Source organism: Fundicoccus sp. Sow4_H7, assembly GCF_052115865.1.
Lineage (GTDB): Bacteria > Bacillota > Bacilli > Lactobacillales > Aerococcaceae > Fundicoccus_A.
Genome location: NZ_JBQKME010000040.1, coordinates 1 through 323, shown reverse-complemented (window position 1 = coordinate 323; position 323 = coordinate 1). Strand labels below are relative to the sequence as shown.

The 323-nt window shown below is 37.8% G+C and carries 1 protein-coding gene; it reads right to left on the bottom strand.

Annotated elements, in window-relative coordinates; translation table 11 throughout:
* On the bottom strand, positions 1 to 323 hold a 323-nt coding region (locus ACTQ54_RS12460), incomplete at both ends, for a hypothetical protein (RefSeq protein WP_441757259.1).

Genomic DNA, 323 nt, shown 5'->3' with positions numbered 1-323 from the left:
CCGTCTAATAATTCAACAGTTACTCCTGGTAATACTTCTGAATCATTTTGAACGCCATCTTTATCTGCATCTATCCAAACATAATCCCCAACTGCATATGTTTTTTCTGGTTCTGGGGTAATCTCTTTCAATATCACTCCCGCATCCCATGTTGGATCGATACCTTCTGTTGCTAAGATTTCTTTGTCATATTCTTTAGTTATGTTTGAATTGGTTTCATCTAATGTGAACTCAATTGTATAACCCTCAGAATCTGCATCTGAATCCGCTGCATCATTATCGCCTGCATCTGGTGTAGTAAATTCATATTGCTCAGCTTGTTC